This is a genomic window from Cryobacterium sp. N22 (assembly GCF_002929555.1).
GTDB lineage: Bacteria > Actinomycetota > Actinomycetes > Actinomycetales > Microbacteriaceae > Cryobacterium.
Genome location: NZ_PJJP01000031.1, coordinates 82317 through 108441, shown reverse-complemented (window position 1 = coordinate 108441; position 26125 = coordinate 82317). Strand labels below are relative to the sequence as shown.

Sequence of the window (26125 nt, the reverse complement as noted above, 5' to 3'; positions counted from 1 at the left end):
AACCGCGTCTAACAACCCCTCACACTCCCGGCCAGAGCGGCTACCTTGGCCTGGGCGGACTCCGCGGCAAGTGCGTGGGCTTCCGAGAGCGCAGACCGTCGAGGGGTAGGCGGGGCATGGGCTTCGTCGACCCGCGCGTTCTCACAACGGACAATGAGGTATCGGCTCGCAGAGGTCCCGGAGCGCGCGCTCGCGGAGCATCTCGATGAGGCCCGGTTCGGGGGCGGTCAGGTAGTCAGACACATGTAGCGCCGCGGTGACGTGGAGCATCGCTGCGGCGTTGACGGAGGCCCAAGCCAGTTGAACCGCCACTTCAGAGGGGAGCCGGAGCCTGCCGGCCGTCTCGAGTGCGGCGATCTGTTCCGCAACGATGGCGAACGCCTGTCGGGCCGCGAGGATCTCGACTCCTTGGAACAGGCGGGCCATCATCGCGGCGTAGATCAGCGGACGGTCGGCGGCGAAGCGGACGTAGTCATCCCACCCATCGCGAAGCGCCGTCTCAGGATCCGTTGCGGCTGGGGCGGCCAACTTCGCGGCAAGGAATTGCCTGAATGCCTCTTCCACGGCCGCGCTGAGCAGGCCGTCCGCATTGCCGAAGTGGTGGTACAGGGTTGGGGCCGTCACGTTCGCGATGGCGCAGACTGCCCGGGTCGAGAACTGCGCGGAGCCTTCTCGTTCGAGAACTGTGAGAGCGGCCTCGATTAGGGTCTCACGCGTCGACATTCCCCGACCTTATCTCAGGGTCATCGAGCCGAAGAGCGCGTGCCCGAGTGCATCGCGCTGCGCCTCCCAGAAACGGCGTGATACCGGCTTCTTCTTGAACAGCACATCGAACCCATGGAAGGCGCCCTCGACGACGACTAGGTCGACGGCTGTGCCGGCCCGTTGAAGACGTTCGGCATAGTCGACGTCCTCGGCGTGGAACAAGTCGAGGGTGCCCACGCCGATCCATGCCGGAGGAAGTCCCGACAGATCGGTGCGGCGAGCCGGCGCCGCGTAGTCGGAGACATCGTCGCCACCTGCCTCGGCACCGAGATAGGCGCCCCAGGCGTATCGATTACTTTTTGGGCGCCAGAAGCGTGCATGGGTTGTATCCATATCCCTGCGCAGAACCGTGCGGTCGTCGAGCATGGGGTAGACCAAGAGCTGGAACGCGGGACGGATGCGGCCGCTGTCATAAGCCAGGAGGGCGGTGGCTGCGGCCAGTCCGCCACCGGCGCTCGCCCCGCCGAGGGCAATGCGCTGAGGATCGATGGCTAGTTCGGTGGCGTTGGCGACAAGCCACTCCATTACGGCGTAGCAATCCTCCACAGCCGCGGGCGCCGGCGACTGCGGTGCCAGACGGTAGTTGACCGAGACGACGGCGATTCCGAGTTCGCGCGCGAAGGCAACATTCGAGTCCTCCTCCGACAAATGGTTTCCCAGAATCATGCCCCCGCCATGCATCCACACCAGAACGGGGATCTCTCCCGTCGCCGACGCGGGCCGATACATCCGAACGTCCACGGCGGGTGCTCCCTCAGGCCCCGGAACCTCCAGATCGGAAATGATCATGTCGCGTGGTGGCGCGGGAGAGCGCACCGGCATGCGGTTCGCGAGTCGCGCCATCCGCGGCCCGATGTCGAGGGGCGGAAGGAAACGGCCCATTTTCAGATCGCTGTGAAAGACCGACATGATCAACCGAACATCACTGTGGATGCGAATGCCTGCGTGGTCTCTTCGCCGAAGCCGACCATCATCGCCACATATTCCTTCGCCGTGGCGTCGGTGAGGTAGCGCACACGCGTGCTTCCGTCGGTGGCAGCGCCGAAGACGACGGCCGCGGTCCCTTCGGCTGTCGAGAACAGCTCAGCTGTCGCCGGGTCACCGAATGCCGCGAAGACCTGTCCCAGGTGAGCCGCGTAAGCGTCGCTCTGCACGACGGTGCCGGCACCCATGAGGTTGGTGGCGACGATGCCGGGCACGATCGTCTTGACGCGGATGTTGAACTCGTTGAGTTCGAGGTTCACCCCGAAGCTCCAGCGCTCGAGTCCTGCCTTGGCTGCGGAGTAAACAGACATGAACGGCGCCGGAAGCATCGCCGTGAGCGACGTGGTGTTGATGATCGTGCCGCCGCGTCGCTCACGGAAGTGCGGCAGGAACGCCTGGCTTACGCGGATCGGCCCGAGGAGATTCGTGGCGAGTTGGTGATCGAGCTGTTCGTCGGTGTATTCCTCCACCGGCCCGAAGAGCACGGCGCCGGCATTGTTGAAGAGCACATCGACGTCGAAGCGGGACAGGACGTCGGCCACAACCGTGCGGATCTGCCGAGGGTCGGTCACGTCCATCGTCACCGTCTCGATGTTCTCCAGGGCGGCAAGTTCGAGGTCGTTGCCGATGCTGCGCGAGGCGGCAATGACCTGCCAGCCCTTCTCCGCGAAGAGTTTTGCTGTTGCCTTGCCCATGCCGGAGGAGGCGCCGGTAATGAAGATCGTGCTCATCGAGTTCCCGTTTCTGTCGGTGGATCACGGCCTAAGCCGTCTATAGCGGTGCTATACGGATGACTATAGCACCGCTATACCAGGCGGGGCGCGCGGTCGATTTGATGCACCGCACCGACCTCGCGCACACGGTGGAGGCCCGTGCCCTGGTGGAGGGTGGCGTGGTGGGGAAGGTGCTGATCGACGTGTCATCCGCTCAGTAGGGCACCTGTGGCGCGGGCGATTTCGGGGCCCGGATGCCGTGACCGCGCCTCGTGTGGGTGGCCGCGCCCGCTATGGCGGGCGCGCCGGACTACACGAGGTGCGGTGAACTCGTCGGCCGCGGCCCGGGCTGGCGAGCGGTGAGCAGCGCATGTGCCACCCCGCTATGGGGGCATTTCTATTGCCGATCCGGTGGTGAGCGGGCAATACAGTGGCGTTGCCACATCCGTTTCGATGCGGTGAACTCTGACCTAAAGGATCCCCATGGAAACCGCTGCCATCACCTCTTGGACATTCGTCTCCGAGACACCGATCCCGGCCGATGTCGAACCGATGCTGGTTCCGGGGGAGCGGGCGGTCGCCGCCTACAAGACGTTCCGCGACAGCGCGGTGTTCACCACCAAGCGACTCATTGTGCGGGACGCCCAGGGGATCACCGGTAAGAAGGTCGAGATGTACTCGCTGCCGTATTCCAGCGTGAACATGTGGTCGTCGGAGAACGCCGGTTCGCTCGACATCAACGGCGAGATTGAGCTGTGGACGCGCGCCGGTCACATCAAGATCAAGGTCGGCAAGGCCGTGGACGTGCGGGCGCTTGACCGCCTGATCACTCACGCCGTGCTCGGCGCCGAGCTGGCGGTCGTCTAGCGACGTGGGTCGGGTCATCCTCCTATAGCCCCGAGCTAAAATCCCGACATGAGTGCGTCAACCCGGATTCTCGACGCGCGCGCACGGGCCGGTCTCTCGCAGAGCCAGTTGGCCCTGCGCGCGGGAGTTCCGCAGCCCAATCTCTCGGCTTACGAGGCTGGCCGCGTGCAGCCGCGGCCCGAGACCCTTGCCCGCATTCTGGCCGCCACCGCTGAGCGGCCGTCGGTCGTGCTGCACCGCGAGCGGGACCGCGTGCTCGAGCTGGCCGGCCATCGTGGGGCCGGCGCCGTGCGGGTCTTCGGCAGCATCGCCCGGGGCACGGATGACGTCGGCAGCGACATCGACCTCCTCGTCACTTTCGCCCCAGACGCCTCCATTCTCGATGCGGCCGGGCTCGTCCTCGACCTCGAGAACCTGCTCGGCGTGCACGTTGACGTGATGAGCGACCGCGCCGAGGGCGCCATCCGTGATCGCGCCGCCGCCGAGGCGGTGCCGCTATGAAAAACAACGTCCGCAGGGGCGCCACACCGTGACTCACGAATTCGACCGAACGGATGCGCTGCTGGCCGACATCCGGGACCTCGTTCGGCACGCAAACCTCATCACGGCTCGCGGACGGGAGGTGTTCTTCGACCGCGCCGATCGCACTCAACAGCTGGCCGCGAAGGCCATCGTGATCGACCTGCAGACCGCCGTGGAGCGGCTGCCGGAGAGATATCGAGACCAGCACCCGGACGTCGCGTGGGCCGAGCTGCGGGCCATGCGCAACTATCTCGCCAACGATTACGCGAACACCGACTATCGGATCGTCTGGAATGCCCTCGTCACGGACTTCCCGCGACTGTTGGTGCAGTTGGGGATCGCGTGAGGTACGGGGCCGCGCGGGTCAGGCGCCGCTAGGCGGGTGGCGCGCCAGGCGCATAGCGGCGCGGTGCCCGCGGAAGGCTAGACGCGCTGCGATACCTGGGCCAGGGCGGTCGACCATTTAGGCTGGCCGCATGAACGCATCCCAGACCTGGTTCATCACCGGCGCCAACCGCGGGCTCGGCCGCGCCCTCACCGTTGCCGCCCTCGACGTGGGGCATTCGGTGTTCGCCACGGTCCGCGGGGAGCATTCCCTCCCCGCGGGGGAACGCCTGCACGTGCACCACCTCGACGTGCGCAACCGCGGCGACGCCCGGAAGGCCGTTTCCCGAGCCGTCGACAGGTTCGGCCGGCTCGATGTTCTGGTGAACAACGCCGGCTACGGCCTGATCGGCGCCGTCGAGGAAGTCGACGAGGACGACGCCCGGGCGATCATCGACACCGACCTGTTCGGGCCGCTGTGGCTCAGCCAGGCGGCGGTGCCGGTGATGCGCGAGCAGGGCTCCGGGCACATCGTGCAGATCTCCACGGTGGGAGCGGTGGGCACCATGCCCACGTTGGGGTTGTACAACGCGGCGAAATGGGGTCTCGAGGGGTTCAGCGAAGCCTTCGCCGCGGAGGTCGCCGGATTCGGCATCCGGGTGACCCTCGCTGAGCTGGGGGAGACCGATACCGAGTGGGCCACCGCGAGCATGCGCTTCAGCGCGCCGAATCCAGCGTACGACGCACTCCGCACCGGCCTGTTCGGCAGTGCAGAGGTGCCCTGGTCGCAGACCGGCGGCACCGGCGGCGGCACCCCACCGCAGGATGCGGCGGCCGCGATCCTGCGCCACGTGGCCGACCCCGCCGACACCCGGTTGCGCCTCCTGGTCGGGAACGACGCGCCGGGCCAGGTGGTCGCGGCCCTGGCCGCCCGACGCCTCGACTACGCCCGCGACGCCCGGTTCGTCAGCGCCGCCGCGGCTGCTGCCGAGTAGCGCCGGCGCCGGGCGTCGAGGTCGCTACTACGCCGCCCGACGCTGCGTCAGCACGGCGTCGACGGACAAACGGTCGGCCCCGGCGAGAACCAGGGTGACGGCGCTGGCCGCCAGCACCAGGGTCAGTTCGTAGCCGCCCTCGGCCGCGAAGATGCCGAATGACAGGTGCACCAGAACCATTGCCACGAGCATGTCCACAGCGAGGGCGGCGGCCACCACGCGAGTGGCCAGCCCCAGCACGATGAGCACGCCACCGATCAGCTCGAGCAGGCCCACCAGCGGACCGGCGACCTCTGCCAGCGGCACGCCCATGTCAGCGAACGAGCCGCTGGTGCCGGCGAACCCGTAGACGAAAACCTTCTGGGCGCCGTGGGCGATGAACACGGCACCGATCGCCACGCGCAGAACGAGCAGGGCGAGCGACGGCGACGCCGGCCAGGCGCGGAGCTTCGAGCGGGTGGCGGGCCGAGCGGCGGTGGCGGTGTTCGACATGGGGGTTCCTTTCGAGAACGATGAAGGTCGTGAACGGATGACGGGGGCTGGCGACCGGCACAGCGGTGCCGTCGACGATGTGCGCGTGCGAAGGGTCGCCGAGAGAGGCGTGGTGACGGCCCACGCGGCGGGCGGAACCTGGGATGGCGGCGATGATGCTCCGAAGCACCGGGCAGCGTTACCCTCAGGTCAGGATGCATTGGTTGCACCTACAACTAACGTAACCAAGATCGATGGCATCCACAAATTAGGCCGGCCGCGGGCGTACCATCACCGGCATGAACGGCGACGAGTCGGCATCCGAGAGCGCGGAACCCGCGACACCCGTCACACCTCGCACCTACCTGTTCGCACTCACCGACGGCGGTGGCACCGTTCCTCCCGAGCTCGGTGTCGCCCGCCGGCTGGTCGAGCGGGGGCACCGGGTCACCGTGCTCGCGGACGAGTCCCTGGAAGACCAGGTACGCAGCACCGGGGCGATGTTCGTGCCCTGCCGGTGGAGCCCGGCCGAAGCGTTCCGCGACTACGAGCTCCGCACCCCGACGAGCCTCGCCAAAGGGATCGCGGACTACATGTTCACCGGACCGGCGCCGGCCCAGGCCCGCGACACGACGGCCGCCCTGGACGCCATCCGGCCGGACTTGGCGGTGACCTCCTCCTTCGCGCTGGGCGCCATGATCGCCGCCGAGGCGCACGGATGCCCGTTCGACGTGCTGCTGCCCAACTCCTACCCGTTGCCGGCCACGGGCATGCCGCCGTTCGGCTCCGGGATGTCGCCCGCGCACGGTCCACTCGGGCGGCTGCGGGATGAGACGATGACCGCCCTGGGCGCCCGGATGATCGACCGGTACGCGTTGGAGAAGGTCAACGCGGTGCGCGCCGACTATGGGCTCGGCCCGGTCGCGCACATGTGGGACCAGATCCACCATGCCCGACGTCAGCTCGTGCTCACCTCCTCGGCGTTCGATTTCCCGGCGACCCTGCCGCACAACGCCCGCTACGTGGGTCCGATTCTGGATGACCCGGCCTGGGCGGCCGGGGATGAGTGGGTTGCGCCCGCCGGCGACCAACCGCTGGTCCTGGTGTCGATGTCCTCTACGTTCCAGAATCAGGTGGACTGCCTGCAACGGGTCGTCGACGCGCTCGGCAGCCTTCCGGTGCGGGGTGTGGTGACCACGGGGCCCACGGTTCCCGCCGACGCACTTCGGGCGCCGGCGAACGTCACGGTGGTGGACTCGGCCCCGCACCGCGAGGTGCTGCGCCAGGCCAGCCTCGTCGTCACCCACGGTGGCCACGGCACCGTCATCAAGGCCCTCGCGGCGGGTGTGCCTCTCGTCATCCTGCACCACGGCCGCGACCAGGCCGACAATGCCGCCCGGGTCACGGCCCGCGGCGCCGGCGTTGCGGTGTCGCGGAACGCCCCGGCGAAACGCATCGCCCGGGGCGTGACCACGGTGCTCGGCACCGACGACTATCGGCACGCGGCCGAGGCGCTGGGCCGGGAAATACGACACGACGCCGCCGGCACCGCGCTGCTCGGCGAGCTCGAGGCCCTGATCCCGGCGACGGGCCGGGCCAACCCCTTCATGCCCTAGTCGAGCACGCGGCCAGTGCCAGGGCCGATCACCCACTAGCCTTCTATGGCACGTGTTCTGGGGGGAATCACAACGACAGCGGCCTATGCCGCAGTCGGCTCCCCGGGTTTTCACGCCCATCAAGGAGTCAAATGTCGCAACCCACCGTCACCCAAGATCCGATCGTGTCGACCACGCCCCTTCGGCCGCAGCGGAGCTTCGTCGCCACCTGGCTGTTCGCCTGGCTCCTGGGTGGGTTCGGCGCCGACCGCTTCTACCTGGGCAAGATCGGCACCGCCGTGGCCAAGCTCCTGACCCTCGGCGGCCTGGGTGTCTGGACGCTGATCGACCTGATCATCGTGCTCGCCGGCAAGACGACCGACAAGCAGGGCCAGCCGCTCATTGGGTACGACCAGAAGAAGGTCCTGGCCTGGATCATCACGGGCGTCGTCGCGATCGGTGGTGGCATCAGCGGAGGCGTGGTCGCCGCGACCACCGCCGCAACCCTGGCTGCGATCTCGCAGCCCGTCGTACAGGAGCTGGATGACGCGGCCGAAGCGCCTGCCGACGACGCGGCCGAAGCGCCCGCCGGTGACGCGGCCGTGCCGGGGTCGACGGATGCCATCGCCTGGGCAGATGAGCAGTACGGCATGTTCGAGGCGACCTCCCAGACCGGTTCCGGTGACTCGGTCATCTCGTTGCCGGTCGATGCCGCCGCCGGTCTGGTGCGGGCAACCCACGACGGATCCGCCTACTTCAGCGTTCAGGTGGTGGACGCGCAGAGCCAGCCCACTCTGGACCTGCTCGTGAGCACCAGCGGCGCCTACTCCGGCATCACCGCCTACGGGCTCGACGGCGACCTGGGCTCGCCCGGCGTCGCGCTCCAGATCACGGCAGACGGACCCTGGTCGATCGCGGTCGGCCCCATCTCGTATTCGGCGGCCCTCCCGACCGCCGGAGCCGGCGACGACGTGTTCCTCTATGACGGCGACGCGGCCAACCTGGCATTCAACCACGATGGCACCAGCAACTTCCTCGTCTCCGAGTACACCGAGGGCGGCTACGGCATGGGTCTGCTGGTCAACGAAGTCGGTGCCTACAGCGGCACGGTGCCGATCAGCGGCGGCCCGTCGATCATCCGCGTCAACGCCGACGGCAACTGGGGCGCAACGCAGGGCTAACCGCCCGGTGCACGTGAACGGCCCCGCAGCAACCAGCGCTGCGGGGCCGTTTTTGTGCCTGGAGGAGGTTTAGTAGCTGCCGGCCGAGCCGGCCGGGGTGGCGCCGGAGAGCAGTGCAGCGCTGCCGGAGACGCCCAGACGGGTCGCGCCGGCGTCGATCATGGCGACGGCATCGGCGAAGCTGCGCACCCCGCCGGATGCCTTCACCTGGGCCCGGTCGCCCACGGTCTGCTTCATCAGGCGCACGGCGTGCACGGTCGCGCCGCCGGCGGGGTGGAAGCCGGTGGAGGTTTTGACGAAGTCGGCACCGGCGGCGACGGCGGCCTCGCACACGGCCACGATCTCGGCATCGGTCAGCGCCGCGGATTCGATGATCACCTTGAGTACGTGCGGCGCCGGGATGCTGGCCCGCACGGCCGCGATGTCGGCCTGCACGTCCTCGAACCGGCCGGCCTTCGCCGCGCCGATGTCGATGACCATGTCGATCTCGTCGGCACCCTGGGCGATGGCGAGGGCGGCTTCGGCGGCCTTGATCGAACCGTGGTGCTTGCCGCTGGGGAAGCCGCAGACCACCGCGACCTTGAGGTGGGCGTCGGCGGGGAGGCTGAGCGGCAGCATCGACGGTGAGACGCAGACCGAGTAGGTGCCGAGCTCGATGGCCTCGGCGACGAGGGCGGTCACGTCGGCGGTGGTGGCCTCGGGCTTGAGGAGGGTGTGGTCGATGTGACGGGCGACGCTCGCGGCGTCGAGGGCGGGGGAGGCTGTAGTCATGGGAGGTGTCCTTTAGTTGGTGACGAGTGCGGATGAGTCGAGGGTGGCGTGCGCGGCCGCGATGACCGCGTCGAGGTGGATGCCGCGGCGCCGGAGCACCTCGGGGCCGCTGCCGGATTCGCCGAACTCCTCCACCGACACCACGCGTCCGTCCAGTCCCACCCAGCGGTACCAGGCATCGCCGCGGCCCGCCTCGACGGCGACCCGGGCGCGCAGGGCGGCCGGCAGCACCGACTCGCGGTAGTCGGCGCTCTGTTCGGCGAACCACTCGAGGCACGGCATGGAAACCACCCGGGCGGAGATGCCCCGGTCGACGAGCTCGGCGGCGGCGTCGATGGCGAGGTGAACCTCGCTGCCGGTGGCCAGGATCGCCAGATCGGTGCCGTCGCCGTGCTGCCAGCGCACGTAACCGCCGGCCGTCACACCGACGGGCGTGCTGTCGGTGCTCGCCAGGACGGGCAGGTCCTGCCGGCTGAGGATGAGCGCGACCGGGCGGTCGGGGGAGGCGAGGATGCGGCGCCAGGCCGCGACGGCCTCGACGGAGTCGGCGGGGCGCACCACATCCAGGCCCGGAACGGTGCGGAGCGACGCGATCTGCTCGACCGGCTGGTGGGTGGGGCCGTCTTCGCCGACGGCGACGGAGTCGTGGGTGTACACGTACACCGCGCCGAGTCCCATCAGGGCGCCGAGACGGATGCTGGGCCGCATGTAGTCGCTGAACACCAGGTAGGTGGAGGCGAACGGGCGCCACGGACCCTGCAGGGCGATGCCGTTGAGGATGGCGGCCATCGCGTGTTCGCGGATGCCGAAGCGAATGAACTCGCCGGCGGGGTTCGCGGCGGAGAAACGGTCGCCGTCGACCTCGACGGTGGTGGACCCGGCGAGGTCGGCGGAGCCGCCCCACAGCGGGACCGAGCCCTGCAGTGCGCGGAGCACGGCACCGTTGGTCTTGCGGGTGGCGATCGCGTCGCCGGTGCTGCCGACCTTGACGGTGTCGAGGGCGGAGCTGTCGAACTCGCCACCGCGGAAGGCGGTCCAGCGGGCCGCGGCCTCGGGGTCGCGACTACTCCAGGCGGCCAGGTCGGCCTCCCAGTCGCGGTGCAACTGCTCGCCGCGGGCGAGTGCGCCGCGGGTGTGCTCAAGGGTCTCGGCGGTGACGAGGTCGTGCAGGGGAGCGTCGGGCGCGAAGCCCAGCGTGGTCTTCACGCTCGCGAGCTCGTCGGCGCCGAAGCCGCCGGAGTGCGCGGCCGAGGTGCCGCCGAACTTCACGGACGGGGAACCGATGACCGTGCGGAGGGCGACCAGGGTGGGGCGGCCGGTGCGGGCGGATGCGTCGCGGAGGGTGGCCTCGAGGGTCTCGAGGTCGTTGGGTGCGTCGATCTCGAGCACCCGCCATCCGTAGGCCCGGTACCGGGCGCGCACATCTTCGGAGAAGGTCTCAGTGGTGCCGGAGTCGATGGTGATGCCGTTGTCGTCCCAGATCAGTACCAGGTTGTCGAGGCCGAGCGTGCCGGCCAGGCTGGATGCCTCACCGGAGACGCCCTCCTGCAGGCAGCCGTCGCCGGCCAGCACCCAGGTGGTGTGGTCGAGCAGCGCGGAGCCGGGGGTGAACACGGCGCTTTCGTGCCGGGCGGCCATGGCCATGCCCACCGCGGAGGCGACACCCTGACCGAGCGGGCCGGTGCTCATCTCCACGCCGACGGTGTGGTGCACCTCGGGGTGACCGGGAGTCTTCGAGCCCAGCGTGCGGCTCTTGGCGAGGTCGTCGAGGGTGAGGCCGTAGCCGGTGAGAAACAGCTGGGTGTAGAGCAGAAGACTGGCGTGACCGGCGGAAAGAATGAACCGGTCCCGGCCGGGCCAGTCGGGGTGGGCGGGGGAGTGACGCAGAACTCGGGAGAACAACACGTGGGACACTGGTGCCAATGCCATGGCGGTGCCGCCGTGTCCGTGTCCTTTGGCCTGCACCACGTGGGCGGCCAGGGCCTGGGCGCTGGCGACGGCACGTGCGTCGAGGTCGGGGTGCGTCGTCGTTGACGGGGGATTCGGGGTTTCGGTAGCCATGCGAGATACTTTGGTATACAAATGTACTTAAGTCAATAAAAGTGTTCGGCACCGTCTGCAGTACCGGCGGATTCAGCAGAAGGATGGCAATTCCATGGCACACGCTCTGTCCACCGGTTCGGGTGTGGTGCTTGACCTCATCCGCTCCGGCCGTGCCACCACCCGCACCGACCTGATCGACCAGCTCGGCTGGTCGCGCATCACCCTCGCGAGACGCCTCGACGAACTGCTGGTCGCGTCGATCGTGATGAGTGTGGGCCAGCTCGACTCCCGCGGCGGCCGCCCACCCGAAGAATTTGCGGTCAATCCGAACGCCGGCCTGCTGCTGGCCATGGACATCGGCGGATCGCACACCCGGCTGGCCATCACCGACCTGGTGTCCACCGTCCTCAGCGAGGATGAGGCGGACATCGGGCTGAGCGAGGGGCCGGCGGAGATCTTCGAGTGGGCCGGCCAGGTCTTCGACCACATGCTCGACCGGCTCGGCAAGACCCGCGCCGACGTGGTGGGGATCGGCGTGGGCGTGCCGGGCCCGGTCGACTTCGTCACCGGGAGGCTCGCCAGCCCCCAGGTCGACACTCAGTGGGAGGGTGTGCTGGTGAAGGACTACTTCGCCGGACGCTACGACCATGCCGTGTTCGCTGTGGACCGGGACGTGAACATCATGGCGCTCGCCGAGGCGCGCCGCGGGTGGAGCGAGTACCGGGATGTGGTGGTGATCAAGGCCGGCATCGGGGTGGGACTCGCGTTCGTGCTCGACGGCTCGATCTACCACGGCTCCCGGGGCGGCGCGGGGGAGCTCAGTGCGGTGCGCGCCGGCGGCGAGCGCACCGAGCGGCTCGAGACCATCGCCAGCGGTGCGGTCATCCGTCGCGAACTGTTGAAGACGGGCCGCAGCGTGCGCACCAGCAGCGACATCGTGGGCCTCGCCAACGCGGGCGACCCGGAGGTGCTGGCGCTGCTCGCGGCGACCGGCACCGAGATCGGGCGCAGCCTGGCACATGTGGTGGGTCTGCTCAACCCGCAGGCCGTGGTGGTCGGCGGCAACCTGGCTCAGGCCGGCGAGCCCTTCCTCGGGGCGATCCGCGAGGCCATCGTTTCCGGAGCCCGGGACTTTGCCCTGCAGGGGCTGGTGGTCGAGAAGTCCCGGCTCGGCCACGTGGCCGGGGTGACGGGCGCCTCACTCATCGCGCAGGACGCGCTGTTCGAGGCCGATCGCATCAGCCGGCTCACACGCGGCGGCGCGACCAGCGTGTCGCTGCGGGTCGGGGCGAGCTGAACAAACTTTGGTGCACTTGTAGACAAAAGGTCGCTTAGGCTATTACAGTCATCCCAGTCGCCTTCGTCGTCAGGGGGTGGCTCGCACCCAACAAAGGAGTTCACCAGTGGCATTGAATTTGGCCGAAGCGCTGTCGTCGATCGTGACTCAGGCGGATGCAGCCGACTGGCGTGCCGCGATCCGTCTGGCGGGCGATGGGCTGGTTGCCGGTGGTGCCACCACCGAGGCCTACACCGACGAGATGATCGACGCTGTCGAGAAGCACGGCCCGTACATCGTCATCGCCCCGGGTATCGCCCTGGCGCACTCCCGGCCCTCGCCGGCGGTGCTGACCGGCGGGCTGAGCTGGGTGGGCCTGGCCACACCCGTCGAATTCGGCAACAAGGCCAACGACCCCGTCACCCTCGTGATCGGGCTCGCCGCCAAGGACCACGACGCCCACCTTCAGGTGATGCGCGCCCTCGCCGGAGTGCTCTCCGACAGCGAGGCCATGACGCAACTGCACACGGCCGCAACCCCGGACGACGTTCGCGGTGTTCTCGGCGCACTCGCCGCCGCCGCCGCCGCGTAATCCCTTTCTTCTCCTCTTATCTCCCCTCTTATCCAATCGAAAGGCACCACCATGAAGATCGTCGCCGTCTGTGGAATGGGCATTGGAACATCAGTGCTCCTCAAGATGAACGCTGAGAAGGTTCTCGCGAAGCTCGGAATCGATGCCGACGTCGAAGCCGCCGACATGGGCGTTGCCCGCGGCGCCGCTCAGACGGCCGAGATCGTGCTCACCTCGGAGGAACTGGCCGAGGAACTCGGCGATGTTCCCGCCGAGGTCATCATCATCAACAACTTCTTCGATCTCGACGAGATCACCGAGAAGCTCACCGAGAAGCTCACCGCCGCCGTCGAGTAACCCCTCCACCTTCCCCCTCTCTCACAGAATAAGGAGCACCCACAATGGAGTGGCTCGTCGTCGTACTGAACTTCATCGGTCAGCAGATCCTCAATGTGCCGGCCTATCTGATCGGCATCATCACCGCCATCGGCCTCATGGCCCTCAAGCGCAACTCCGGACAGGTGATCGGCGGCGCCCTCAAGGCAGCGCTCGGCTTCCTGATCCTCGGCGCCGGCGCCAACGTCGTGGTGGGCTCGCTCGACCCGCTCGGCGAACTGATCCTCGCGGTGACCGGCGCCCAGGGCGTCATCCCCACCAACGAGGTCATCACGGCCATCGCCCAGGACCAGTTCGGCGCCCAGAGCGCCTACGTGCTCACCCTCGGCTTCCTGGTGATGCTCGCCCTGGCCCGGTTCACACCGCTCAAGTACGTCTTCCTCACCGGCCACCACATGGTCTTCATGGCCACGATGCTCACCGTGGTGCTGTCCGTCGGCTTCGGCGACGGCCAGAGCTGGCTCGTGGTCGTCATCGGCGCCCTGCTGCTCGGCGTGATCATGGTGGTCATGCCCGCGTTCGTGCACCCGTGGACCAAGAAGATCACCGGCAACGACACCATCGCGATCGGCCACTTCGGCACCCTCGGCTACATCGCCGCCGGCGCGGCCGGCCAGGTCGTGGGCCGCAACAGCAAGTCCACCGAAGACATCAAGTTCCCGCAGGGGCTCAAGTTCCTGCGCGACTCCATGGTGGCCACCTCGCTGTCGATGGTGCTGATCTACATGGTCTTCGCCGTGTGGGGCCTCATCGCCCTGCCGCTGCAGGATGCTCTCGACATCTTCGGTTCCGCCGACGCCGGCGCGTTCATCATGGCCGCCTTCGCGCAGGCACTGCAGTTCGGTGTGGGCGTCGCGGTCATCCTCTACGGTGTGCGCACCGTGCTCGGTGAGCTCGTCCCCGCGTTCCAGGGCATCGCCGAGAAGGTCGTGCCCGGTGCACGCCCCGCCCTCGACATCCCGATCGTGTTCCCGTTCGGCGCCAACGCCGTGCTCATCGGCTTCCTGAGCTCCTTCGCCGGTGGCCTCATCGCGCTGGGCGTGCTGGCGATCTGGCTGAACCCGATGTTCGGGCTCGCGCTCATCCTCCCAGGCATGGTGCCGCACTTCTTCACCGGCGGTGGAGCCGGTGTCTACGGCAACGCCACCGGCGGACGCATCGGCGCCATGATCGGCGGATTCGTCAACGGCGTGATCATCACCATCCTGCCCGCCATCCTGCTGCTGGTTCTCGGCGACTTCGGCTTCGCCAACAGCACCTTCGGCGACGCCGACTTCGGCTGGTTCGGAACCCTGGTGGGCGTCAGTGTCGGCGCCGGAGCCGGGATCGGGGTTGTGCTCGCCATCCTCATCGCGGTCGTGCTGGTCAGCGTCGCGATCATTTACCAGATCCGCGTTGTGGACAAGGGCTGGGTTCCCGGAGCCAAACGTGACGTCTGGATCGCGGAGGAGAAGGCGGCCGAGAAGGCCGTCCTCGACGCCGAAAAGGCCCAGCGCAAGGCGCAGAAGGAAGCGGCGGCCGAGGCCGTCTAGTTTCACCTGTTTCTGATTTACAACACGGGCGGCTCCGCATCGCGGAGCCGCCCGTGTGTGGTTTGGTGGGACACGCAGAGCCGGCGAGAGCTACTGCAGCGGTCCGTCCCATCCTCGAACGGCGTGGATGGATGCGGTCTTGGGGTACGCCCCGGCCGTTGAGCGCGGACCGATCTCGAACAGGTCCAGCATGAGCACGAGCGGGTAGTCCGGTGCCTGCGGTGACCGGGCCACGACGACGCCCTCGCAGCCGATCACGGTTCCCTCGGGCCCCCAGATCACCGACCAGGTATGCGGGAGGGACGCATCCACCGGAACGACGACCTCGACCATCTCGGTGACCAGCGCATCATCCCCGTGCGCCTTCAGCCCGGTCCGCGCCCGGGTTTCGGTGCGGCCGATGGCCGAGGCATCGATCTCGAAGACGCAGATCTCACCGCTGTGCCGCGGGGAGAGGTTCTCGGCCCCGACGAGCCAGGCGGCGAGCATGCATCCCTCGTCCACGCTCGCGCTGACCGTCACGTCGATCCGGCCCGATGACGGCGCCCAGAGCAGCCGCTCCGGGGTCTCGGTGCGAACCGTCAGGCCGTCGGGGCGGTGTCGGTGGGTTCCCCGCTCAGAGCCGACCGGCCCCGAGAAGACGCCCGTCTGCAGGTTGGACACCCGCAGCGGCGCGTCCTCCTCGCGCCAATCCGGCTGGTCCTCCTCGATCAGCAGGCGAAGCCCGGCGGCGCCGGCCAGCTCGTACCGGGCCCGGGACCGCTCCGGCGTCGTCCAGTGGGGGAGATAGTCGGCCACCCACAGATCGTGGCGAAGGGATGGCGACGAGAAGTCGTCCTCCACGTCCGGCATACGCGCGGGCTCGTCCGGGAACAGGTCAGAGGCATCGGTCACGGCACCATTCTGCTCGAAACGCCCGCCGGCGCGGTGTCTGACCCCCGTTGGAGGGTGGTGGGATTCGGCGAGAACCGCGGCCTCTGCAACACTGAGGACCTGCAATTGCCCGTACTCCGGGCATCCGAGTGCCCGCACGCCAGGCATCCGAACAAAGGAATTCCAATGACGGATCAAACTTTTCAGCTGGCGGCGATTGTGCTGTACTTCGCCGGGATGCTCGCGATCGGCTGGTTTGCCTTTCGGCAGACCAAGGATCTTGACGATTACATGCTCGCCGGCCGCGGCCTCAAGCCCGCCACCGCGGCGCTGAGCGCCGGCGCGTCAGACATGTCCGGCTGGCTCCTGATGGGCCTGCCCGGCGCCATCTACGTCTCCGGTCTGGTGGAGGCGTGGATCGCCATCGGCCTCACCTTCGGTGCCTGGCTGAACTGGAAGTTCGTGGCCCCGCGCCTGCGGTCGTACACGCACGTGTCCAACAACTCCATCACCATCCCGAGCTTCTTCGAGAACCGGCTCAAGGACACCTCGCGGCTGCTGCGGGTGGTCTCCGGCGTGATCATCCTGGTGTTCTTCACGTTCTATGTGTCCTCCGGCATGGTCGCCGGCGGGGTGTTCTTCGAGAACTCCTTCGGCTCCACCTTCCTCGCCGGCATGCTCATCGTCGCCGGCGTCACCCTGCTCTACACACTCTTCGGCGGGTTCCTGGGCGCCACCCTCACCGACGTGGCCCAGGGCCTGCTCATGCTCGCCGCGCTCATCGTGGTGCCCGTTGTCGCCCTGGGCGCCACCGGCGGCATCGGAGCCACCATCGACTCGATCCGCGAGGTCAACCCCGACCTGCTCTCCTTCACCGCCGGCGGATCGGTGCTCGGCGTCATCTCCGCCGCCGCGTGGGGCCTGGGTTACGTGGGCCAGCCGCACATCCTGGTGCGGTTCATGGCGCTGCGCAGCCCGCAGGATGCCAAGGCCGGCCGCCGGATCGGCATCGGCTGGATGATCCTCACCGCCCTGGGCGCCGTCGCCACCGCGCTGATCGGCATCGCCTACTTCCAGCAGAACCCCGACGTGACCCTGGACAACCCCGAAACGGTGTTCCTGCTGCTCTCGCAGATCCTGTTCCACCCGTTCGTGGCCGGTCTGGTGCTGGCGGCGGTGCTGGCCGCCATCATGAGCACGGTCTCGTCGCAGCTGATCGTCTGCTCCTCGGCGCTGGTGGAGGACCTGTACAAGATCGTGGGCAAGAAGGATGCCACGCCCAAGCAGCTGGTCATGCTCGGCCGTCTGGGCGTGCTGCTCGTGGCCCTCGTCGCCGGGCTGATCGCGCTCAACCGGGATGCCACCATCTTGGAACTGGTCGGTTTCGCCTGGGCCGGGTTCGGTGCGGCGTTCGGCCCCGTGGTGCTGCTCTCGCTGTACTGGAAGAGGCTCTCCACCTGGGGCGCCCTGGCTGGCATGATCACCGGCGCCGTGGTCGTGTTCATCTGGGGCAATTCGCCGCTGAGCGACACCATGTACGAGATCGTGCCGGGCTTCGCCGCCAGCCTGCTCTCGGCCGTGGCGGTCTCGCTGGCTACCCACAAGCCGTCCGCGGAGATCGAGGCAGAGTTTGACGCCGCGGTGGAGCAGGCCCGGCAGGATTACACGGAACCGGAGTCGGAGCCGGTCGTCGTCTAGTTCTCGGCACTGCGTCCGTTCGAACCCCGCCCCCGACCAATCACGGTCGGGGGTGGGGTGCGTTACGTCGTGGGGGTGTGACCGCAGCCGTACGACCGTCCCACCCGCGTCTCGTTCTTCGGGTTGAACCATGTTCTTCGGGCCGACCGGCACCTCGAAAATGGGAAATAGTGACTTTAATGGGACGGAATCGGGCGCAGCATCCTATTTTGCGACCTATCTCCTATTAATCGTTCGTCGCTCGGTCGAGCGGCCACACCCCGGCACCCACGGACGAGCCTCGTCACACGATGAGGAGCAGGATGCCGATCACCAGGCAGGCGCCCAGGAGGTAAAGGGTGTTGCGCGCGGTCGAGCGGAACACCGGTTGCCGCTGCCGCCGGGCGAGAAGTGCCACCGGAACAGCCGCCGCCACCAGCACGATCAGCAGACCGACCGCTCCGGCGATGGTCGCGAAGACCTCTTCGCCATCGTTCGAATGGGGATCGCCCGGCCACCAGTCGTTGGCAGCGCCGATCGCCTGGAGCCCCAAGCCAAGAACCAGCACCGGCCAAAAGGCGATGGCGACCGCGATCAGGTCGATCAGGACGACCCCGGTGACGAACAGGCGGCGGCTGCTTGGCCTCTGGCTGTCGGCGATCACCAGCTCTGGTCCCGGGGCACGATGACGCTCTGCATGGGCTCAGCCTAGGGTGGCCCACCTGGGGGACTGTCGAGGACGTCCGCCGACACCGGGGCCGCGGCGACGTCGTCTGCCGACATCCACTCGGCCCGGAGGATCACGAGGAGGGCCACTCATTCACGCCCACTCTCCAGGAGTCACGTTGTGGGCCAGACGCCTGGCCGAACGGCGTTTCTTGCGGTGCGCGGGTGAGGCGCCGTTGGGCGGGTGGCGCGCCACCCGCCCAGCGGCGCGTGGCCCGCGCAGCTCAGTCGGCGGGTGTCAGGCGACCGGTGGGGTGCGGCTGCGGTGCATGGTCATGCGAAGAGGTCGTCGTAGGCCGCGATCGGCACCAGCCGCTGGCCGACCAGTCGGTCGTCCTCCGTCACGAGGGCATCGGCCTGGAGGGTGGCCACGGCGAGGTACTCCGCCGGCCCGATCTCGTCCCAGTCGAGCTCGGTGGCGATCTTCCAGGCGGTGGACCGGGACACCCGATCGGTCAGCAGGTGGATCTTCAAGCCGGCCAGACCGTCGAGTTGCCGGCGTGCCGCGGCATCGTCCAGGAGGGCCATGCGCACCTCCCGGTAAAGCCGGGACAGCACCTCCGAACGCAGCAAGGACGGTGCCACCAGTTCATGGTGGTCGGGCACCCGCCGGCCGTCCCGGATCAGGAGGAGGGCGACTGCCGAGTCGATGGCGAACCGTGTCATGGGTTGATCGTGCCACTCGCGCCGGGATCCGGCACGTTTTTGAGCCGGATAGCCTTCGAGGTGAACGACGCGAAACTGCTAGCGGTTGGCGGATGCCTCGGTGCTGAACCGGATCCAGGTGTCGGCCGGCAGATCGGGCCGGTCGGGAACCGGGTGGTGCTGCTCGGACCAGGCGGTGCCCGCCGCATCCGTTGCCACCCGACGCCAGAACCGTGCGGCGGGACGATTGGCGTCCTGGAACGCCACCGCCCACGCGCCGGAATGCTGTTGAATGACGAACCGAGCGGCGCTCAGACCGTGTCCGCCCCGGCGGGCGCCCCGCACGATGAAGAAGCTGCTCAGGACCCGCTCGTCGGAGTCGAGTGCGCGCACAACGGCGAGGCCGACCGGGCCGCCGCCGAGGCTCATGCGATAGACGCGCCAGCCGGGAGCATCGAAGCCTGCAGCCAACCTTTCCTGCCGGAATCGACCGTCTCGGTCGGGGAGGACACCGGTGTGGGTGGACATGTCGTGTCGGAAGAGTGCCCAGAGCCGTTCCAGGGCAGGACGGTCGGCATCCTGCGCGATGGTGATGGCGAATGGGGCTGGCTGTGGAGTGGTCATAAAAAAATCCTCCGCCCGACGGGGTGGAGGATGACCTATGGGTACAGTTTATCGGTTCTGACACGGGTGTGCCCGGCGCGCGGTGCTGCGCTGGTCATACGCCTCCACGCGGGTGGCGCGCGCCGGTGGCGCCCTGCCCGCGTACCGGCGCCGGACCCGCATACCTCGTTCTGCGGGCAAGGCGCCGCTGTGCGGGTGGCGCGCCACCCGCATAGCGGCGCCTGACCCGCATACCGCGCCTGGCGCAGACCACGGGCGGCCACGGGCGGGAGCGGGCGGGCGCGGGCACCCGCGGCGGCTCAGGTGCCGGATGCCGGTCCCGGCCGCCGCTCCATCTGCCGCCAGGCGCCGCCGGTGAGCGGGCTCAGCGTGATGAGTGTGTAGAGCACGGCGACGATGCCGAAGGACACCGCCAGGCCGATGGTGTCGGCAGCGATACCGCCGAGCAGCGCCCCGAACGGTACGCCCGCCCAGGCGCCGGCGTTGATCAGACCGAATACCCGGCCGCGCATGTGCGCGGGGATGCGCTCCAGCTCCACGGTGCCCAGGATCGGGTTGATCGCTCCGGCGGCCAGGCCGGACAGCGCGGTCAGGGCCACGAGAACGGGAAGCGGGGCGCCGAGGGCGAAGGCGGCGCTCGAGGGCCCGCCAGCCAGGGCGAAGCACACCGCAAACGTCACCCGGCGGGGAACGCGGTGGGCGACGAAGCCGAAGGCGACGTTGCCGACCAGGGCGCATCCGCCCATGACCGCCACCAGCAGACCCAGCGCAGCCGCGCCGCCCAGGCGGTCGTTCGCGTAGAGGGGGAGCAGGGTCGCTCCGCGGGCGGCGTCGAACAGGTTCGTGACGAGAACCAGGCCCACAATCAGCCGCATCAGCGGGTCACGGATGACAAACCGGAAGCCCTCGGCCAGGTCGGCCCAGTAGCTGGTTCGGGGTGCGTCGGAGCGGTCCGGGGCCGGGGGTCGAAGGGTGTCGGCGGGCGTGGCGGCCACGAACAGCCAGGTGAGCAGCGCCGAGATCGCGAAGGTGGCGGCGTTGACGAACAGGGCCGCCATCGGCCCCACCAGCGCGACGAGCAGCCCGGCGATGGAGGCGCCGATCAGCTTCGCGAACCGCTCCGACCCGTCGAGCAGGCCCACACTCTGCTCGAGGCGCACTCCCGCGCGAGCCGTGAGGCTCGGCAACATCACCCGGCGGGCGGTCTGCCCGGGGGTGTCGAGCAGGCCGCCGGCGAAAACCAGCAGCAGGAGCGCCCAGAACGGCAGGCCGACGGTGAGGGCGAGCACCGGGATGGTCAACACGGTCGCTCCGCTCACCAGGTCGGCGACGATGGCCGCGCGGCGGTGACCCACCCGGTCGACGACGACCCCGCCGAGCGCGCCGCCGATCACCACCGGGGCGGTGGCGAAGAACGCGGCGATGCCTACCTCGACCCCCGAGCCGCCCAGGCCGAGTACGTAGAAGGGGATGGCGAACGCGGTCACCACGTTTCCCGTTTGGGAGATGGCGTGCGCGGCGAGCAGCGCGGAGAGGGAACCGGTGGCGCGGCGGTCGCGCGGGCGCGCATCCGCTGTGGGCATGGTCATCGGCGGGCCGGGTCAGGGGCGGCGGTAGGCCTGGTAGACGAGCACCACGGCTTCGGCGCCGTCGGTGCCGGCGGGGTCGTGGGCGGCACCGGTCTCGACCCATCGCTCGACGAGCGCCTCGAGTTCGGCGCGCATGGTGGTGAGTTCCGCCACGGTCAGGCGCAGGCTGCGGTCGCCGCTGGCGGCGGCGCCCACCCATTCACGCGGCAGGGTCGGCGTCGCGTCGATGTAGTCGGTGTACCGGGCGGCGTAGGCCTGGGCGATGGACTTTTGCAGGCTGGCCGACGCGGCGAGCTTGTCGGGGTCGTCGAGCAGGTCGGCGGGCTCCCAACTGGTGAGAGCGGTCGTGGCCCGCCACCAGCGTTCGCGCTGGTCGCTGCTCTGAGCCTCGGCGGGCTCGATCAACGCGATGGAGGCCAGCTTGCCGAGGTGATAGCTGATGGTGCCGGGGGCCTCGTCCACGATGTCGCCGAGCTGCGCCGCGGTCTGCGGTCCGCGCTCGCGCAGCAGACCCAGCAGACGCAGCCGGGTCGGATGCGCCAGCACCCGCATCGAGGCGGCCGACGTGAGTGTGCTGCGCTGGGTGTCGCGGGGAGCCATGACCTCGACCGTATAAGAACAACAGTCATTGCGCAACACTTATTGTGCGTTTCGGATGGCGGCGGCGGTCGCCCCACGAAGGGGGTGCCTAGTGGCGCACGGCCTTGTCGATCTTCTTCGCGTTTTCTTTGGCCAGCTTCTGCAGGCGGGCGCGGCCCTTCCTGGCCTCCGGGCCATTCCAGGCTTTCCGGGCGCCACGCTCAATCTGCTCGTATCGACTCCGCCCGGCCTTGGTGCCGAAGGCGTAGCCGACGAGAGCGATCAGTGCGGCGATAATGAGGAGAAGGGCGGTCATGGTGGCCTGCTTTCCGGGTCGGGGCCAGTGCTACGGGCTAGTTTCGTCCGCTGCACGCGAGGGCACAATGCTCCGTCAGGGTCGCGGGCGCACCGCGGCTGGAGGCGGAATTGTCGGCGCACGCGTGAGCTAAAGCTGAGGATAACTCTTGACGCCGCCGAACTTAACCGGTTTAGTTGACGGATGACGTACAACGATGTTCGATCAGGCTCCCATCCATCCGCTCACTCACGGTCGGGCCGGCTCGCCCTGGCCGCGACCCTGTCGGTCGCCCTCGCCGGCGCCGGCGCCCTGGCCGCCGCTCCCGCGTCGGCGCTCACAGCCACCGCCGGCAGCACCCCGTCGGCCCACCCGGCCGCCGAGGCATCCACCCCGCTCACCAACCTCAGCCATCTCAACTTTCTCCTCGCCGACGTGCCCCTGCCGGTGATCGCCGGGCACACCACGTACCAGGCCGCGGAGAACCCGGTCGTTGAGGCACCCTGGACCTACGCCGACAAGAACGACGACGGCAGCTACAGCCCCATCGGCGGCGGCAAGTTCGACCCGGCCACCGGCTACTACGGCCAGGGCGCGTTCAACGCCGACGACACCTCCCGCGCGGCCGTGGTCTATCTGCGGCACTGGCAGCAGACCGGCGACACGACGAGCCGTGACCACGCCTTCCAGACCCTGCGCTCGCTCACCTACCTGCAGACCACCGATGGGCCCAACGCCGGGAACGTGGTGCTCTGGCAGCAGGTGGACGGCACCCTGAACCCGAGCGCCGATCCGGTGGAGCTGCCCGATCCGAGCGATTCGGCCGAGTCCTACTGGCTCGCCCGCACCGTGTGGGCGCTCGGCGAGGGCTACGCCGCGTTCGCCGACGAAGACCCCGCGTTCGCCGCGTTCCTCGAGGAACGGCTCAACCTCAGCCTGGCCGCCCTCAACGCCGGGTCGCTCGGCGACTACCCCAGCTACGACGTCGCCGACGGCGACCCGGTGCCGGCCTGGCTGATCGCCGACGGCGCGGATGCGTCGGCCGAGGCCGTGCTCGGCCTGGCCGCCTACCTGGAGGCCGAACCTGCCGGCCCCACCGTGGCCATCGCCGAAACCGCGCTCAGCCAGCTGAGCGAGGGAATCGCGGCGATGTCAACGGATGAGGGTGCCAGCGGAGACTGGCCGTTCGGCGCGATCATGCCCTGGACGGGCTCGCCCAGCCTGTGGCACGCCTGGGGCGGGCTGGCCCCGGCGGCCGCGGCGACGGCATCCGAGGTGCTCGACGACCCCGCGCTGCTCACGGCCGCGGTGCAGGACACCGCACAGTTCACCCCGCAACTGCTGGCCGCGGGCGGACCCGACAATGCCTGGTCGCCGACCCCCGGCGAGGCGCAGATCGCCTACGGCGTCGACTCCCGGCTGCAGAGCCTGGTGGCCACCGCCGAAGCCGCCGATGCGCCCGGGCTGCTGAACATCGCCGCGATCACCGCCGGCTGGTACTTCGGCGCGAACCGTAGCGGACTGCCGGCGTACGACCCGGCGACGGGTACCGCGATCGACGGCATCGAACGTGACGGCCGGGTCAACCCCAACTCCGGCGCCGAGTCCACCATCCACGCGCTGTTCTCGATGCTCACCCTGGACGCCAACCCCGACCTCAAGGCCGCGGCCCTGGGCATCACCGCCACGGTCGACACTCACGGGCTGAGCGTGGTCGAGGCCGAGTCCGGTGTGATCACCGGCGGCACCGTGACCACGCCGAAATCGGCCTGGACCGGTGAGGCCAATTGGTCCGGCGGCGCCTACGTCGACCTGGCGGCGGGCGGCACACTGCGCATCACCGTCCCCGCCGACGATCAGGCCCGCCGCGTGCATCCGATCGTGAACCAGGTCGTCGACCCGTCGGGCACCACCACCTGGACCACCGGCACCAGCCGGCCGGGCAAGGGTAAGCAGCAGTTGCTCGGCAGTACCGCCAACGGCGGCGCCGGCGAGCAGGGCGTCACCGAGACGCCCGGCCAGCTGTTGCCGCTGCCGTTGGCCAGCACCCTGCCGGGCAGGGTCACCCAGGTCGTCGGCACGACGGATGCCGCGGCGCAGCTGGACGCGCTGCTGATCCAGCCGCTGATCTCCACGGTTGCGGTGACCGGGCCGGCCGGCGACTCGACCCTGTTCGTGAGCGCCGACGTGGCCGACACGGAGCGCCGCGTCGACGTGCCGCGCGGGCAGCAGCTCGTGCAGCAGGCGTTCGACGCCACCGGGCAGCCCGTCGCCGACGCGCACAAGGGCAAGGGCGACAAGCGCAGCGGCACGGTGTTCATTGCCGCCGGCGGGTTCACCCAGGTGTGGTTCGAGGCCAAGAAGTAGCGCTGCGGGGCGTGCCCTGCGCGTCGTTCGGCGCGACTGCGCCTCGTCTGGCCGAATGCGCCCGCTATAGCGGGCGCATTCCGCCGTACGGGGCGCACTGAGCCCGTCCCGGGCGTCCTGGGCGATCGGCGGCGAGTATGGCATGGGGGGAGTCGTTCGGCCCGGTGCCGCGTTGTGGGGGGTTTCGCCTCCGTAGTATCGTCGGAACAATGACAAACATTGCGGAGCCTGATGCAGGCACCCCACAGGACGACCACCGCTTCTTTGGTCAGCCTCGTGCGCTGGCCAGCATTTTCGGCGTCGAGATGTGGGAGCGCTTCTCGTTTTACGGGATGCAAGGCATCCTGCTGCTCTACTTGTACTACTCCGCGGCAGACGGCGGCCTCGGTATCCCGCAGGCCACGGCCGCGGGCATCGTCGGCGCGTATGGCGGAGCGGTCTACCTCTCCACGATCCTGGGCGCCTGGATCGCCGACCGCCTGGTCGGCTCCGAACGGGTGCTCTTCGTCAGTGCGGTCATCATCATGGTCGGGCACATCGCCCTGGCCTCGATCCCGGGCGTGGCCGGGGTCGTTGTCGGCCTGATCCTGATCGCGCTTGGTAGCGGTGGCCTCAAGGCCAATGCGACCTCCGTGGTCGGCACCCTGTACCGCAAGGACGATCCCCGGCGCGACGCCGGTTTCTCCCTGTTCTATCTCGGTATCAACCTGGGCGCGTTCTTCGGCCCGATCCTCACCGGACTGCTCCAGTCGACCATTGGCTTCCACTTCGGATTCGCTCTGGCCGCGGTGGGAATGGCGATCGGTCTGACCCAGTATTCGTTCGGCCGCAAGCGCCTGCCCGACTCCTCCCGCGAGGTGCCGGACCCGCTGCCGCGCAGCAGGTACCTGCCGTACGGGCTGATCGCGGCCGCGTTCATCGTGCTCATCGTAGTGCTGGTGCTCATGGGCGTCATCACCGCGACGAACCTGGTGACCATCGTGATCGGGGTCACGATCGTGGCATCCGTGTCGTACTTCATTGTGATTCTCAGCAACCGGCACATCTCGACGGTGGAGCGGAAGCGCGTGTATGCGTTCATCCCGCTCTTCATCGCGAGCGTGGCGTTCTGGTCGCTCTACCAGCAGCAGTTCACCGTCGTGACGATCTACTCGGACCTGCGACTTGACCGTGTCTTCTTCGGCTGGGAGATGCCGGTGTCGTGGGTGCAGTCGATCAACCCGATCTTCATCATCATCCTGTCGGGCGTGTTCGCCGCGCTGTGGACCAAGTGGGGCACGCGTCAGCCGTCCACGCCGGTGAAATTCGCCTCCGGCACCGCGATCATGGGCGTGGGGTTCCTCGCGTTCCTGCCGTTCGCCGGGGGAGCGGCCAACTCGACGCCGTTGCTGGCGATGGTCGGCATCCTGCTGGTCTTCACCGTCGCGGAGCTGTTGCTCTCACCCGTGGGGCTGTCGGTCTCCACCAAGCTCGCGCCCGACCTGTTCAAGACGCAGATGGTCGCGCTGTTCTTCCTGTCGGTTGCCCTAGGCACCGCCATTTCGGGTCTGCTGGCCGAGTGGTACGCGACCGCCCCCGAACACCTGTACTTCGGGGTGCTCGGAGGCATCGCCATTGTTCTCGGTGTCATCCTGGCGCTGTTCGCCCGGCCGATCCTGCGGCTGATGGGCGGGGTGCGCTAGCTCCGGCGCCCGGCCGGGCGCCCGGCTCGGCGCTAGTTCCGCCCCTGCTGGTGCAAAACTCC

The 26125-nt window shown here is 68.8% G+C and carries 26 protein-coding genes; 13 read left to right on the top strand and 13 right to left on the bottom strand.

Annotated features, from left to right (window positions below):
* Positions 1 to 141 precede the first annotated feature (141 nt).
* The 3 genes from CXY76_RS07275 to CXY76_RS07265 are packed head-to-tail and all read right to left on the bottom strand — an operon-like array spanning position 142 to position 2480.
* Entirely contained in the window at positions 142 to 723 is a 582-nt protein-coding gene (locus CXY76_RS07275; protein WP_104163575.1) for a TetR/AcrR family transcriptional regulator, read from the bottom strand.
* Positions 724 to 732: 9 nt separating this feature from the next.
* Positions 733 to 1674 carry an alpha/beta hydrolase gene (locus tag CXY76_RS07270; RefSeq protein WP_233199631.1) on the bottom strand — a complete coding sequence of 314 codons (942 nt, stop codon included), beginning with the start codon at positions 1672 to 1674 and terminating at the stop codon, positions 733 to 735.
* Positions 1675 to 1676: 2 nt separating this feature from the next.
* Complete coding sequence (locus tag CXY76_RS07265; protein WP_104163574.1) at positions 1677 to 2480, bottom strand: SDR family oxidoreductase; 804 nt, start codon at positions 2478 to 2480, stop codon at positions 1677 to 1679.
* A 465-nt stretch (positions 2481 to 2945) separates the two neighbouring features.
* Here CXY76_RS07265 and CXY76_RS07260 point away from each other — a divergent pair, with 465 nt between their 5' ends.
* The 4 genes from CXY76_RS07260 (at position 2946) to CXY76_RS07245 (ending at position 5170) form a co-directional block, all read left to right on the top strand.
* Positions 2946 to 3329 (top strand): PH domain-containing protein, encoded by a 384-nt coding sequence (locus CXY76_RS07260; protein WP_104163573.1) that lies wholly within the window; start codon positions 2946 to 2948, stop codon positions 3327 to 3329.
* 48 nt (positions 3330 to 3377) lie between these two features.
* Positions 3378 to 3830, top strand: a complete 453-nt coding sequence (locus tag CXY76_RS07255) for an XRE family transcriptional regulator (RefSeq protein ID WP_104163572.1) — start codon at positions 3378 to 3380, stop codon at positions 3828 to 3830.
* Between the two features lie 28 nt (positions 3831 to 3858).
* Entirely contained in the window at positions 3859 to 4197 is a 339-nt protein-coding gene (locus tag CXY76_RS07250; RefSeq protein WP_158253855.1) for a DUF86 domain-containing protein, read from the top strand.
* A gap of 130 nt (positions 4198 to 4327) precedes the next feature.
* Positions 4328 to 5170, top strand: coding sequence for an SDR family NAD(P)-dependent oxidoreductase (locus CXY76_RS07245; RefSeq protein WP_104163570.1), 843 nt, complete (start codon positions 4328 to 4330; stop codon positions 5168 to 5170).
* Positions 5171 to 5197: 27 nt separating this feature from the next.
* Here the strand turns inward: CXY76_RS07245 and CXY76_RS07240 are convergent, their stop codons facing one another.
* On the bottom strand, positions 5198 to 5662 hold the full coding sequence (locus CXY76_RS07240) for a DoxX family protein (protein ID WP_104163569.1): 465 nt from the start codon (positions 5660 to 5662) through the stop codon (positions 5198 to 5200).
* A 278-nt stretch (positions 5663 to 5940) separates the two neighbouring features.
* Between CXY76_RS07240 and CXY76_RS07235 the strand changes: the two genes are divergently transcribed.
* The gene (locus tag CXY76_RS07235) at positions 5941 to 7257 is read left to right on the top strand and encodes a glycosyltransferase (RefSeq protein ID WP_104163568.1); all 1317 of its coding nucleotides are present in this window, start codon (positions 5941 to 5943) and stop codon (positions 7255 to 7257) included.
* A gap of 131 nt (positions 7258 to 7388) precedes the next feature.
* The gene (locus CXY76_RS07230; RefSeq protein WP_104163567.1) at positions 7389 to 8417 is read left to right on the top strand and encodes a TM2 domain-containing protein; all 1029 of its coding nucleotides are present in this window, start codon (positions 7389 to 7391) and stop codon (positions 8415 to 8417) included.
* A 69-nt stretch (positions 8418 to 8486) separates the two neighbouring features.
* On the opposite strand, the gene deoC is transcribed toward CXY76_RS07230, so the two are convergent.
* Together deoC and tkt are read right to left on the bottom strand one after the other, a co-directional pair.
* Complete coding sequence (gene deoC, locus CXY76_RS07225) at positions 8487 to 9188, bottom strand: deoxyribose-phosphate aldolase (protein ID WP_104163566.1); 702 nt, start codon at positions 9186 to 9188, stop codon at positions 8487 to 8489.
* A 12-nt stretch (positions 9189 to 9200) separates the two neighbouring features.
* Positions 9201 to 11249 carry a transketolase gene (gene tkt, locus CXY76_RS07220; RefSeq protein WP_104163565.1) on the bottom strand — a complete coding sequence of 683 codons (2049 nt, stop codon included), beginning with the start codon at positions 11247 to 11249 and terminating at the stop codon, positions 9201 to 9203.
* 94 nt (positions 11250 to 11343) lie between these two features.
* Here tkt and CXY76_RS07215 point away from each other — a divergent pair, with 94 nt between their 5' ends.
* The 4 genes from CXY76_RS07215 to CXY76_RS07205 all read left to right on the top strand — a co-directional run bounded on the left by CXY76_RS07215 (position 11344) and on the right by CXY76_RS07205 (position 15006).
* Complete coding sequence (locus CXY76_RS07215; RefSeq protein ID WP_104163564.1) at positions 11344 to 12528, top strand: ROK family protein; 1185 nt, start codon at positions 11344 to 11346, stop codon at positions 12526 to 12528.
* Positions 12529 to 12634: 106 nt separating this feature from the next.
* Positions 12635 to 13099 (top strand): PTS sugar transporter subunit IIA, encoded by a 465-nt coding sequence (locus CXY76_RS19650; protein WP_233199625.1) that lies wholly within the window; start codon positions 12635 to 12637, stop codon positions 13097 to 13099.
* 51 nt (positions 13100 to 13150) lie between these two features.
* Complete coding sequence (locus CXY76_RS19645; RefSeq protein ID WP_233199624.1) at positions 13151 to 13435, top strand: PTS sugar transporter subunit IIB; 285 nt, start codon at positions 13151 to 13153, stop codon at positions 13433 to 13435.
* Positions 13436 to 13479: 44 nt separating this feature from the next.
* The gene (locus CXY76_RS07205) at positions 13480 to 15006 is read left to right on the top strand and encodes a PTS ascorbate transporter subunit IIC (protein WP_104163563.1); all 1527 of its coding nucleotides are present in this window, start codon (positions 13480 to 13482) and stop codon (positions 15004 to 15006) included.
* Positions 15007 to 15096: 90 nt separating this feature from the next.
* Here CXY76_RS07205 and CXY76_RS07200 read toward each other — a convergent pair whose 3' ends face one another.
* A complete protein-coding gene (locus CXY76_RS07200; RefSeq protein WP_233199623.1) occupies positions 15097 to 15900 on the bottom strand; it encodes a hypothetical protein in 804 nt (267 codons plus the stop codon).
* A 165-nt stretch (positions 15901 to 16065) separates the two neighbouring features.
* Between CXY76_RS07200 and putP the strand changes: the two genes are divergently transcribed.
* The gene (gene putP, locus CXY76_RS07195; RefSeq protein ID WP_104163562.1) at positions 16066 to 17577 is read left to right on the top strand and encodes a sodium/proline symporter PutP; all 1512 of its coding nucleotides are present in this window, start codon (positions 16066 to 16068) and stop codon (positions 17575 to 17577) included.
* 283 nt (positions 17578 to 17860) lie between these two features.
* On the opposite strand, the gene CXY76_RS07190 is transcribed toward putP, so the two are convergent.
* From CXY76_RS07190 to CXY76_RS07165, 6 genes are all read right to left on the bottom strand, one after another.
* Positions 17861 to 18220, bottom strand: coding sequence for a hypothetical protein (locus CXY76_RS07190; RefSeq protein WP_104163561.1), 360 nt, complete (start codon positions 18218 to 18220; stop codon positions 17861 to 17863).
* A 335-nt stretch (positions 18221 to 18555) separates the two neighbouring features.
* Positions 18556 to 18948, bottom strand: coding sequence for a hypothetical protein (locus CXY76_RS07185; RefSeq protein WP_104163560.1), 393 nt, complete (start codon positions 18946 to 18948; stop codon positions 18556 to 18558).
* A gap of 78 nt (positions 18949 to 19026) precedes the next feature.
* Positions 19027 to 19551 carry a GNAT family N-acetyltransferase gene (locus tag CXY76_RS07180; RefSeq protein ID WP_104163559.1) on the bottom strand — a complete coding sequence of 175 codons (525 nt, stop codon included), beginning with the start codon at positions 19549 to 19551 and terminating at the stop codon, positions 19027 to 19029.
* A gap of 299 nt (positions 19552 to 19850) precedes the next feature.
* A complete protein-coding gene (locus CXY76_RS07175; protein WP_104163558.1) occupies positions 19851 to 21140 on the bottom strand; it encodes an MFS transporter in 1290 nt (429 codons plus the stop codon).
* A 12-nt stretch (positions 21141 to 21152) separates the two neighbouring features.
* On the bottom strand, positions 21153 to 21740 hold the full coding sequence (locus CXY76_RS07170) for a helix-turn-helix domain-containing protein (RefSeq protein WP_104163557.1): 588 nt from the start codon (positions 21738 to 21740) through the stop codon (positions 21153 to 21155).
* 88 nt (positions 21741 to 21828) lie between these two features.
* On the bottom strand, positions 21829 to 22035 hold the full coding sequence (locus CXY76_RS07165; protein WP_104163556.1) for a hypothetical protein: 207 nt from the start codon (positions 22033 to 22035) through the stop codon (positions 21829 to 21831).
* 183 nt (positions 22036 to 22218) lie between these two features.
* Between CXY76_RS07165 and CXY76_RS07160 the strand changes: the two genes are divergently transcribed.
* Positions 22219 to 24381: a hypothetical protein gene (locus tag CXY76_RS07160; protein WP_233199622.1), complete on the top strand. Its 2163-nt coding sequence runs from the start codon at positions 22219 to 22221 to the stop codon at positions 24379 to 24381.
* A gap of 209 nt (positions 24382 to 24590) precedes the next feature.
* Entirely contained in the window at positions 24591 to 26063 is a 1473-nt protein-coding gene (locus CXY76_RS07155; RefSeq protein WP_104163555.1) for a peptide MFS transporter, read from the top strand.
* The last annotated feature ends 62 nt before the right edge of the window (positions 26064 to 26125 follow it).

Excerpts from the sequence above, each read along its gene's own strand:
- CXY76_RS07160 (WP_233199622.1), top strand. The coding sequence starts at position 22,219 with ATGACGTACAACGATGTTCGATCAGGCTCCCATCCATCCGCTCACTCA.
- CXY76_RS07165 (WP_104163556.1), bottom strand. The coding sequence starts at position 22,035 with ATGACCGCCCTTCTCCTCATTATCGCCGCACTGATCGCTCTCGTCGGC.
- CXY76_RS07170 (WP_104163557.1), bottom strand. The coding sequence starts at position 21,740 with ATGGCTCCCCGCGACACCCAGCGCAGCACACTCACGTCGGCCGCCTCG.
- CXY76_RS07265 (WP_104163574.1), bottom strand. The coding sequence starts at position 2,480 with ATGAGCACGATCTTCATTACCGGCGCCTCCTCCGGCATGGGCAAGGCA.
- CXY76_RS07255 (WP_104163572.1), top strand. The coding sequence starts at position 3,378 with ATGAGTGCGTCAACCCGGATTCTCGACGCGCGCGCACGGGCCGGTCTC.
- CXY76_RS07180 (WP_104163559.1), bottom strand. The coding sequence starts at position 19,551 with ATGACCACTCCACAGCCAGCCCCATTCGCCATCACCATCGCGCAGGAT.
- deoC (WP_104163566.1), bottom strand. The coding sequence starts at position 9,188 with ATGACTACAGCCTCCCCCGCCCTCGACGCCGCGAGCGTCGCCCGTCAC.
- CXY76_RS19645 (WP_233199624.1), top strand. The coding sequence starts at position 13,151 with ATGAAGATCGTCGCCGTCTGTGGAATGGGCATTGGAACATCAGTGCTC.
- CXY76_RS07240 (WP_104163569.1), bottom strand. The coding sequence starts at position 5,662 with ATGTCGAACACCGCCACCGCCGCTCGGCCCGCCACCCGCTCGAAGCTC.
- tkt (WP_104163565.1), bottom strand. The coding sequence starts at position 11,249 with ATGGCTACCGAAACCCCGAATCCCCCGTCAACGACGACGCACCCCGAC.
- CXY76_RS07270 (WP_233199631.1), bottom strand. The coding sequence starts at position 1,674 with ATGTCGGTCTTTCACAGCGATCTGAAAATGGGCCGTTTCCTTCCGCCC.
- CXY76_RS07230 (WP_104163567.1), top strand. The coding sequence starts at position 7,389 with ATGTCGCAACCCACCGTCACCCAAGATCCGATCGTGTCGACCACGCCC.
- CXY76_RS07175 (WP_104163558.1), bottom strand. The coding sequence starts at position 21,140 with ATGACCATGCCCACAGCGGATGCGCGCCCGCGCGACCGCCGCGCCACC.
- CXY76_RS07205 (WP_104163563.1), top strand. The coding sequence starts at position 13,480 with ATGGAGTGGCTCGTCGTCGTACTGAACTTCATCGGTCAGCAGATCCTC.
- CXY76_RS07275 (WP_104163575.1), bottom strand. The coding sequence starts at position 723 with ATGTCGACGCGTGAGACCCTAATCGAGGCCGCTCTCACAGTTCTCGAA.
- CXY76_RS07260 (WP_104163573.1), top strand. The coding sequence starts at position 2,946 with ATGGAAACCGCTGCCATCACCTCTTGGACATTCGTCTCCGAGACACCG.
- putP (WP_104163562.1), top strand. The coding sequence starts at position 16,066 with ATGACGGATCAAACTTTTCAGCTGGCGGCGATTGTGCTGTACTTCGCC.
- CXY76_RS07155 (WP_104163555.1), top strand. The coding sequence starts at position 24,591 with ATGACAAACATTGCGGAGCCTGATGCAGGCACCCCACAGGACGACCAC.
- CXY76_RS07245 (WP_104163570.1), top strand. The coding sequence starts at position 4,328 with ATGAACGCATCCCAGACCTGGTTCATCACCGGCGCCAACCGCGGGCTC.
- CXY76_RS07215 (WP_104163564.1), top strand. The coding sequence starts at position 11,344 with ATGGCACACGCTCTGTCCACCGGTTCGGGTGTGGTGCTTGACCTCATC.
- CXY76_RS07185 (WP_104163560.1), bottom strand. The coding sequence starts at position 18,948 with ATGACACGGTTCGCCATCGACTCGGCAGTCGCCCTCCTCCTGATCCGG.
- CXY76_RS07235 (WP_104163568.1), top strand. The coding sequence starts at position 5,941 with ATGAACGGCGACGAGTCGGCATCCGAGAGCGCGGAACCCGCGACACCC.